Origin of the sequence: Streptococcus timonensis (assembly GCF_900095845.1) — a bacterium.
GTDB classification, from domain to species: domain Bacteria; phylum Bacillota; class Bacilli; order Lactobacillales; family Streptococcaceae; genus Streptococcus; species Streptococcus timonensis.
Genome location: NZ_FMIX01000001.1, coordinates 49,917 through 58,674, shown reverse-complemented (window position 1 = coordinate 58,674; position 8,758 = coordinate 49,917). Strand labels below are relative to the sequence as shown.

At 40.6% G+C, this 8,758-nt stretch carries 7 protein-coding genes and 9 tRNA genes; all 16 read left to right on the top strand.

The window, feature by feature from the left end:
• Window positions 1-53 precede the first annotated feature (53 nt).
• The 16 genes from BQ2679_RS00290 to BQ2679_RS00215 all read left to right on the top strand — a co-directional run bounded on the left by BQ2679_RS00290 (window position 54) and on the right by BQ2679_RS00215 (window position 8,626).
• Window positions 54-126, top strand: a tRNA-Val gene (locus BQ2679_RS00290).
• Between the two features lie 2 nt (window positions 127-128).
• Window positions 129-201, top strand: a tRNA-Asp gene (locus tag BQ2679_RS00285).
• Window positions 202-219: 18 nt separating this feature from the next.
• A tRNA-Lys gene (locus BQ2679_RS00280) sits at window positions 220-292 on the top strand.
• A gap of 5 nt (window positions 293-297) precedes the next feature.
• Window positions 298-379: transfer RNA gene (locus BQ2679_RS00275), tRNA-Leu, on the top strand.
• A 12-nt stretch (window positions 380-391) separates the two neighbouring features.
• Window positions 392-464: transfer RNA gene (locus tag BQ2679_RS00270), tRNA-Thr, on the top strand.
• 27 nt (window positions 465-491) lie between these two features.
• A tRNA-Gly gene (locus BQ2679_RS00265) sits at window positions 492-563 on the top strand.
• Between the two features lie 7 nt (window positions 564-570).
• Window positions 571-656: transfer RNA gene (locus BQ2679_RS00260), tRNA-Leu, on the top strand.
• A 7-nt stretch (window positions 657-663) separates the two neighbouring features.
• Window positions 664-737 (top strand) — tRNA-Arg (locus tag BQ2679_RS00255).
• Between the two features lie 15 nt (window positions 738-752).
• Window positions 753-826: transfer RNA gene (locus tag BQ2679_RS00250), tRNA-Pro, on the top strand.
• Window positions 827-1,007: 181 nt separating this feature from the next.
• Window positions 1,008-2,540: a cardiolipin synthase gene (gene cls, locus BQ2679_RS00245; protein ID WP_075565005.1), complete on the top strand. Its 1,533-nt coding sequence runs from the start codon at window positions 1,008-1,010 to the stop codon at window positions 2,538-2,540.
• A gap of 286 nt (window positions 2,541-2,826) precedes the next feature.
• Window positions 2,827-3,117, top strand: a complete 291-nt coding sequence (locus tag BQ2679_RS00240) for a thiamine-binding protein (protein ID WP_075565003.1) — start codon at window positions 2,827-2,829, stop codon at window positions 3,115-3,117.
• Window positions 3,080-3,838 (top strand): ABC transporter permease, encoded by a 759-nt coding sequence (locus tag BQ2679_RS00235; protein WP_075565001.1) that lies wholly within the window; start codon window positions 3,080-3,082, stop codon window positions 3,836-3,838. Before BQ2679_RS00240 ends, BQ2679_RS00235 begins: the two co-directional genes overlap by 38 nt.
• 36 nt (window positions 3,839-3,874) lie before the next feature.
• Window positions 3,875-4,882, top strand: coding sequence for an ABC transporter substrate-binding protein (locus tag BQ2679_RS00230; protein WP_075564999.1), 1,008 nt, complete (start codon window positions 3,875-3,877; stop codon window positions 4,880-4,882).
• Window positions 4,882-5,610 (top strand): ABC transporter ATP-binding protein, encoded by a 729-nt coding sequence (locus BQ2679_RS00225; protein ID WP_075564997.1) that lies wholly within the window; start codon window positions 4,882-4,884, stop codon window positions 5,608-5,610. The genes BQ2679_RS00230 and BQ2679_RS00225 overlap by 1 nt, the downstream gene beginning before the upstream one ends.
• A gap of 118 nt (window positions 5,611-5,728) precedes the next feature.
• Window positions 5,729-6,187, top strand: coding sequence for a CtsR family transcriptional regulator (locus tag BQ2679_RS00220; RefSeq protein WP_075564995.1), 459 nt, complete (start codon window positions 5,729-5,731; stop codon window positions 6,185-6,187).
• Window positions 6,188-6,193: 6 nt separating this feature from the next.
• Window positions 6,194-8,626: an ATP-dependent Clp protease ATP-binding subunit gene (locus BQ2679_RS00215; protein ID WP_075564992.1), complete on the top strand. Its 2,433-nt coding sequence runs from the start codon at window positions 6,194-6,196 to the stop codon at window positions 8,624-8,626.
• Window positions 8,627-8,758: the final 132 nt, after the last annotated feature.

Below are 8,758 nucleotides of genomic sequence, written 5' to 3'. Positions count from 1 at the left end.
CCGGAAGTAGTTGGGGGTTGCCCCCTGTGAGATATGGAAGTCGCTTAGCTAGAGGGAGTTTAGCTCAGCTGGGAGAGCATCTGCCTTACAAGCAGAGGGTCAGCGGTTCGATCCCGTTAACTCCCATAGGTCCCGTAGTGTAGCGGTTATCACGTCGCCCTGTCACGGCGAAGATCGCGGGTTCGATTCCCGTCGGGACCGTAATAACGAAAGTTATTTGACTCGTTAGCTCAGTTGGTAGAGCAATTGACTTTTAATCAATGGGTCACTGGTTCGAGCCCAGTACGGGTCATCATTGCGGGTTTGGCGGAATTGGCAGACGCACCAGATTTAGGATCTGGCGCTTAACGGCGTGGGGGTTCAAGTCCCTTAACCCGCATAATAGAAATAGGCCGGCTTAGCTCAGTTGGTAGAGCATCTGATTTGTAATCAGAGGGTCGCGTGTTCAAGTCATGTAGCCGGCATTTTTTTTAATATTCAGACTCATGAATGCGAACGTAGTTCAGTGGTAGAACACCACCTTGCCAAGGTGGGGGTCGCGGGTTCGAATCCCGTCGTTCGCTTAGAGAGGCCGGGGTGGCGGAACTGGCAGACGCACAGGACTTAAAATCCTGCGATTGGTAACGATCGTACCGGTTCGATTCCGGTCCTCGGCATAAATGAGCACCCTTAGCTCAACTGGATAGAGTACCTGACTACGAATCAGGCGGTTAGAGGTTCGACTCCTCTAGGGTGCATTTTTTTATTTACTTCGGGAAGTAGCTCAGCTTGGTAGAGTACTTGGTTTGGGACCAAGGTGTCGCAGGTTCGAATCCTGTCTTCCCGATTAATATAGCTTATTTAGTAGACCAAGTAGGTCTTTTTTTATTTTCATTATACTTTCTTTTTTTAAATTCTTAATTTCTTAAAAATAGTTGCTATCTTTACCTTAACTAAGGTATACTAGTAATTAATAGTTGTTTTTAAAAATTGTAAATGACAGATTATGTTGTAAATGAGTGTAAGTTATGGGTTTTAGGAAATTTCGATTATTGATGTCAAAGTATGGTTTTAGCATTACAATCATACTGATAGAATTAATTCTGATTTTTGGTTTGTTTTTATTCTTAAGTCAGATAGTACCATATGTTTGGATTATTCTTGTTGTTTTGATAAGTGTGGCGACAATCTTATCGATTGTCAATCGGAATATGTCACCAGAGAGCAAGGTTACCTGGCTTTTAGTTGCTTTTTTTCCGGTATTTGGTCCACTGCTTTATATCATGTTTGGTGAGAGAAGATTATCAAAAAAGGAACTGAAACAGCTTCAGGAATTAAAAGTTATCGCATTTCATGAGGATACTGGTAACAACCTCCATCACCAGTTAGAAGAGCGGGATAAGTCCGCTTATGGTATTATAAAATCTCTGCTGAGTATGGATAGCAACTCAGAGGTCTATGACCAAACTGCTTCTAAGTTTTTTTCTTCTGGTGAAGATATGTGGCAGCAAATGTTAGAGGACTTAAGAAGTGCAGAAAAGTTCATTTTTCTTGAGTACTACATAGTTGACGAAGGGGTGATGTGGGACAGCATACGTGAGATTCTCGAAGAAAAGGCTGCTCAAGGTGTTGAAATCAAGATGCTCTACGATGATATTGGCTGTATGGTTACTTTGCCAGGAGATTATACAGTACATTTGAGATCTAAAGGGATTGAGACTCATAAGTTTAACAAAGTAATTCCTCGAATGACAGTAACTTATAATAACCGTGATCACCGTAAAATCTTGGTGATTGATGGACAGATTGCTTATACTGGGGGAATCAATCTAGCTGATGAATACATCAATCATATTGAACGCTTTGGTTATTGGAAAGATAGCGGCATTAGGATAGATGGTCCGGCTGTTCAAGCTTTTACAAGACTATTTCTTATGAACTGGTATATTAACGGTGGAGATATTAGTAATTTTGATCAATATCGTATAGAGCATCAAGCTGTTCCGGCTCCTGGTTTGTGCATTCCTTATGGAAGCGGACCAAAGCCAATCTATAAATCTAAGGTAGGGAAAATAGTTTATCAAAACTTGATTAATCAAGCAACAGATTTCGTATATATCACTACTCCTTACTTAATCATTGATTATGATTTGACGGAGGATATTAAAAATGCAGCTATGCGTGGTGTAGATGTACGAATAGTTACCCCCTATATACCAGATAAGAAGCTCATTCAGCTTGTAACAAGAGGTGCTTATCCAGATCTTTTATCAGCTGGGGTACGTATTTACGAATATACTCCTGGATTTATTCATAGTAAACAAATCATTGTTGATGGTCGGTTTGCAGCTGTAGGTACGATTAACTTAGATTATCGTAGTTTGGTTCACCACTATGAAAATGCAGTATTACTGTACAAGACAGAGTCAATAGCAGATATTCACAAGGATTTTGAAAATATTTTTGAACAATCTCAAGAAATCTTCTCTGACACCATAAATCCTACTTGGTATCAAATGTTGATAAAAGAAGTGACACAGTTATTTGCACCTATGCTGTAAATAAAATGGCTGAAATGCAAATAATAATAGAGTAAGAGGCGAATGAACGCCTCTTTTTATATGAGCAGAAACCTTGACATTAGGTCATTATTAGGCTATTATATATCCATATAATATATGGGAGTCTGTGTACAGTCTGAGAGGAAGTGTTAAACTTCGACCGCACCTGATCTGGGTAATGCCAGCGTAGGGAACGAATACTTGGCCTAATTTTGCACCTTTTTCATATATGAAAGAGGTTTTTCTTTTTTTACAAAGGAAGACTGTAAATTAGAAGGAGGTTTTAATGAAGGCAAGCATTGCTTTACAAGTCCTGCCCCTATCACAGGGGATTGATCGTATAGCGGTAATTGATAAGGTTATTGAATATCTGCAAACTCAAGGAGTGACCATGGTGGCGACTCCCTTTGAAACAGTTTTAGAGGGAGAGTTTGATGAACTCATGTGTATTCTTAAAGAAGCGTTGGAGGTAGCTGGTCAAGGGGCAGACAATGTTTTTGCCAATGTGAAAATAAATATAGGAGAGATTTTAAGCATCGATGAGAAACTTGAAAAGTATAATGAGACGGCATATTAGTCTGCTAGGATTTTTGGGTGTCTTATCCGTTTGGCAGGTGGCGGGATTCTTACAACTCTTACCAAAGTTCATCCTACCGACGCCACTTGAGATTCTCCAGTCTTTTGTTCGTGACAGAGAATTTCTCTGGTACCATAGTTGGGCAACCTTGAGAGTAGCCTTATTAGGATTAGTCTTGGGTGTCTTGATAGCCTGTATCATGGCAGTCCTTATGGATAGCCTGAGTTGGCTCAATGACTTGATTTACCCCATGATGGTAGTTGTCCAGACCATACCGACAATTGCCATAGCCCCTATCCTAGTTTTATGGTTGGGTTATGGAATCTTGCCCAAGATTGTTTTGATTATCTTGACGACTACTTTTCCTATCATCGTTAGTATTTTAGATGGTTTTAGGCATTGCGACAAGGACATGCTGACCTTGTTTAGTTTGATGAGAGCGAATCCTTGGCAAATCCTGTGGCATTTTAAAATCCCTGTCAGCCTGCCCTACTTTTATGCAGGTCTGAGGGTCAGTGTCTCCTATGCTTTCATTACAACAGTGGTATCTGAGTGGTTGGGAGGCTTTGAAGGACTTGGTGTCTATATGATTCAGTCCAAGAAACTGTTTCAGTATGACACCATGTTCGCAATTATTATTCTGGTATCGCTGATTAGCCTTCTGGGTATGAGGCTAGTCGATATCAGTGAAAAATATGTGATTAAATGGAAACGTGCTTAAAAGAAGCGTTTTGTAAAAAGAAAAGAGGAAATATAAATGAAGAAAACATGGAAAGTGTTTTTAACGATTGTAACAGCTCTTCTAGCTGTCGTGCTTGTGGCTTGTGGGCAAGGAACAGCTTCTAAGGATAACAAAGAAGCAGAACTCAAAAAAATTGACTTTATCCTAGACTGGACACCCAATACCAACCATACAGGGCTTTATGTAGCTAAAGAAAAAGGTTATTTCAAAGAAGCTGGAGTGGATGTTGATTTGAAATTGCCACCAGAAGAAAGTTCATCTGACTTGGTTATCAATGGCAAGGCGCCATTTGCTATTTATTTCCAAGATTACATGGCTAAGAAATTGGAAAAAGGAGCAGGTATTACTGCCGTTGCAGCTATCGTTGAGCACAATACATCAGGGATTATCTCTCGTAAGTCTGACAATATCAATAGTCCTAAAGACTTGGTTGGTAAGAAATACGGAACTTGGAATGATCCAACTGAGCTTGCTATGCTGAAAACCTTGGTAGAATCTCAAGGTGGAGACTTTGAGAAGGTTGAAAAAGTACCAAACAACGATTCGAACTCGATCACACCGATTGCCAATGGAGTTTTTGACTCTGCTTGGATTTATTATGGTTGGGACGGTATTCTTGCTAAATCTCAAGGAGTGGATGCCAACTTTATGTATTTGAAAGACTACGTCAAAGAGTTTGACTACTACTCACCAGTTATCATCGCTAACAATGACTATCTGAAAGACAACAAAGAAGAAGCTCGTAAAGTCATCCAAGCTATTAAAAAAGGTTACCAATACGCTATGGATCACCCAGAAGAAGCGGCTGATATCTTGATCAAGAATGCCCCTGAGTTAAAGGATAAACGTGACTTTGTCATTGAATCTCAAAAATACTTGTCAAAAGAATATGCAAGTGATAAGGAAAAATGGGGACAGTTTGATGCTGATCGCTGGAATGCCTTCTACAAATGGGATAAAGAAAATGGTATCCTTAAGGAAGACTTGACTGATAAAGGATTCACTAACGAATTTGTAAAATAATGACAGAAATTAGACTAGAACACGTAAGTTATGCCTATGGTGAGGAGAAGATTTTAGAGGATATCAACCTACAAGTGACTTTAGGTGAAGTGGTCTCTATCCTAGGACCCAGTGGTGTAGGGAAGACCACTCTCTTTAACCTGATTGCAGGGATTTTAGAAGTCCAGTCTGGACGTATCATTCTTGACGGTGAGGAAAATCCCAAGGGGCGTGTAAGCTATATGCTACAAAAGGACCTGCTCCTGGAACACAAGACGGTACTTGGTAATATCATCCTGCCCCTCTTGATTCAAAAAGTGGATAAGGCAGAAGCTATTGCTAAAGCAGATGAAATCCTTACTACCTTTCAGTTGACGGCTGTAAGGGATAAGTATCCTCATGAACTCAGTGGAGGGATGCGGCAGCGTGTAGCCTTGCTCCGTACCTACCTTTTTGGCCATAAGCTCTTTCTTCTAGACGAGGCCTTTAGTGCCTTGGATGAGATGACTAAGATGGAACTCCACGCTTGGTATTTGGAGATTCACAAACAGCTAGGGTTGACGACGCTCATCATCACGCATAGTATCGAGGAGGCCCTCAATCTCAGTGATCGCATCTACATCCTAAAAAATCGGCCGGGGCAGATTGTTTCTGAAGTCAAACTTGATTGGTCTGCAGGCGAAGACAAGGAAGTTCAAAAAATTGCCTATAAACGCCAGATATTAGGGGAATTAGGCTTAAATAATTAGAAACATAGAGAGTGGGTGAAGTTTATTCTTTACTTACTCTCTTTTTTCTTTAAAAAAATCGAAAAATTCGGTATAATAGTCAAAGATAGTCAAGGTTTAAAGAAAGAGGTGGAGTGCTATGAGATTTAAAAATACATCAGACCATATAGAAGCTTATATTAAGGCGATTCTGGAGCAGTCAGGTATGGTTGAATTGCAACGAAGCCAATTAGCGGATACTTTTCAAGTAGTTCCTAGTCAAATTAACTATGTTATCAAAACTCGTTTTACAGAAAGTAGAGGCTATCTAGTTGAGAGTAAACGGGGAGGTGGAGGCTATATTCGTATTGGACGAATCGAATTCTCCAATCATCATGAAATGCTTCGAGATTTGTTGTATTCAGTAGGTGAGGAAGTTAGCCAGGTTGTTTTTGAAGATGTTTTAAGACTCTTGTTTGAGCAAGACTTGCTGACAAGCCAAGAGATGAATTTATTAGTAGCTATGGCTCCAGACCGTATTTTAGGTGAGGAAGCAAATCAAATCCGTGCTAATATGCTTAAACAGTTACTACAAGAGGTAGATAGAAAAGGAAAATAAGACCACATGAAATATTCAAAAGCATTAAAAGAATGTATAGACAGTGCCTTTCTAGTAGCAAGTCATTATGAGGCAGAATACTTAGAGTCTTGGCACCTTTTGATTGCAATGGCAAATCATAATTACAGTGTAGCTGGGGCGACCTTAAATGAATTTCCATATGAAATTGATCGTTTGGAGGAAGTTGCGGCAGAACTGACAGAGGCAAAGCACGGCGATAAAGAAGAGTATCAGGAGCTTTCTTTTTCACACCGTTTGAAAGTTTTGTTTCTAGAGGCTGAACATATTGCTTCTGTAGTGCATGCAAAAGTTTTGGGAACTGAACATGTTCTCTATGCTATTTTGCATGATGGGAATGCCTTAGCTACTCGTATCCTAGAGCAATCTGGATTTTCTTACGAAGATAAGAAGGACCAGGTTAAGATTGCTGGACTTCGTCGCAAACTTGAAGCGCGTGCTGGATGGACTAGAGAAGATTTGAAGGCTCTTCGTCAACGTCATCGTTCAGTAGCAGATAAGCAAAATTCTATGGCTAATATGATGGGAATGCCTCAAAATCCGAGTGGTGGCTTGGAGGATTATACTCATGACCTTACGGAACAAGCTCGTTCTGGCAAATTGGAACCAGTCATCGGTCGTGATCAAGAAATTTCTCGCATGATTCAAATCTTGAGTCGGAAGACAAAGAATAATCCTGTACTAGTTGGTGACGCAGGTGTTGGTAAAACAGCTCTGGCACTTGGACTAGCTCAGCGAATTGCTAGTGGGGATGTACCGGTTGAAATGGCTAAGATGCGAGTCTTAGAACTCGATTTGATGAATGTGGTTGCAGGGACACGTTTCCGTGGTGATTTTGAAGAGCGCATGAACAACATCATTAAAGACATTGAGGAAGATGGTCAGGTTATTCTCTTTATCGATGAGCTCCATACCATCATGGGATCGGGTAGCGGTATTGATTCGACCTTGGATGCAGCTAACATCTTAAAACCTGCCTTGGCGCGCGGGACTCTGAGAACTGTCGGAGCTACAACCCAGGAAGAATATCAAAAACATATTGAAAAAGACGCAGCCCTTTCTCGTCGATTTGCCAAAGTGACGATTGAAGAGCCAAGTGTGGCAGATAGTATTGAAATCTTACAAGGTTTGAAATCAACTTATGAAAAACACCATCATGTTCAAATTACAGATGATGCAGTCGATACAGCTGTCAAAATGGCTCATCGTTACCTAACCAGCCGTCATTTACCAGACTCTGCTATTGATCTTTTGGACGAAGCGGCTGCCACTGTTCAGAACAAGTCGAAATATGGGAAAAATGATGAGTCGGGCTTGTCTACGGCTGATAAGGCTCTGATGGATGGTAAATGGAAGCAGGCAGCTCAACTCATTGCAAAAGAACAGGAATTACCTGTCTATAAAGACTCTGTAACCGAATCTGATATCTTGACAACACTCAGTCGTTTGTCAGGAATCCCAGTTCAAAAATTAACTCAAAGCGATGCTAAGAAGTACCTTAATTTGGAGGCTGAACTCCACAAGCGTGTTATTGGACAAGAACAGGCGGTCTCAAGTATTAGCCGAGCTATTCGCCGTAATCAATCTGGTATTCGCAATAACAAACGTCCGATTGGTTCCTTTATGTTCTTAGGACCAACTGGTGTCGGTAAGACAGAGTTAGCTAAGGCCTTGGCAGAGGTTCTCTTTGATGATGAATCTGCCCTTATCCGCTTTGACATGAGTGAATACATGGAGAAATTTGCGGCTAGCCGTCTCAATGGTGCTCCTCCAGGTTATGTAGGCTACGAAGAAGGCGGAGAGTTGACTGAAAAAGTCCGTAATAAGCCATACTCTGTTCTGCTCTTTGATGAAGTAGAGAAGGCTCACCCAGACATCTTTAATGTCCTCTTACAAGTCTTGGACGATGGGGTTCTAACAGATAGCAAGGGACGCAAAGTTGACTTCTCAAACACCATCATTATTATGACATCAAACCTTGGTGCGACTTCCCTTCGTGATGATAAGACAGTCGGTTTTGGAGCTCGAGATATTCGTTTTGACCAGGAAAATATGGAAAAACGTATGTTTGAAGAGTTGAAAAAAGCTTATCGTCCAGAGTTTATTAACCGTATTGACGAAAAGGTGGTCTTCCACAGCTTGTCAAGTCAAGATATGCAGGAAGTGGTTAAGATTATGGTCAAACCTTTGATTGCAAGCTTGGCAGAAAAAGGGGTAGACTTAAAACTTCAAGCATCTGCTCTAAAACTTTTAGCCCAACATGGCTATGATCCAGAAATGGGTGCGCGACCGCTTCGTAGAACTCTACAAACTGAAGTGGAAGATAAACTAGCTGAACTCTTACTCAAAGGAGAATTGGAAGCAGGCAAGACCCTTAAGATTGGTGTCAAAGCTGGTCAGTTAAAATTTGAGATTGTTTAAAATTGTGAGGTTGGAACAGATTGTTTCAGCCTCTTTTTTTTTTTTGAAAGTTGTCACTATAATAAGCATTTGAATTGTGCATTTAGTTTAAGGAATTCAAAAACGAATTTCTACTGATCAAGTTTTGTATAT

Excerpts from the sequence above, each read along its gene's own strand:
- BQ2679_RS00230 (WP_075564999.1), top strand. The coding sequence starts at position 3,875 with ATGAAGAAAACATGGAAAGTGTTTTTAACGATTGTAACAGCTCTTCTA.
- BQ2679_RS00240 (WP_075565003.1), top strand. The coding sequence starts at position 2,827 with ATGAAGGCAAGCATTGCTTTACAAGTCCTGCCCCTATCACAGGGGATT.
- BQ2679_RS00215 (WP_075564992.1), top strand. The coding sequence starts at position 6,194 with ATGAAATATTCAAAAGCATTAAAAGAATGTATAGACAGTGCCTTTCTA.
- cls (WP_075565005.1), top strand. The coding sequence starts at position 1,008 with ATGGGTTTTAGGAAATTTCGATTATTGATGTCAAAGTATGGTTTTAGC.
- BQ2679_RS00225 (WP_075564997.1), top strand. The coding sequence starts at position 4,882 with ATGACAGAAATTAGACTAGAACACGTAAGTTATGCCTATGGTGAGGAG.
- BQ2679_RS00235 (WP_075565001.1), top strand. The coding sequence starts at position 3,080 with ATGAGAAACTTGAAAAGTATAATGAGACGGCATATTAGTCTGCTAGGA.
- BQ2679_RS00220 (WP_075564995.1), top strand. The coding sequence starts at position 5,729 with ATGAGATTTAAAAATACATCAGACCATATAGAAGCTTATATTAAGGCG.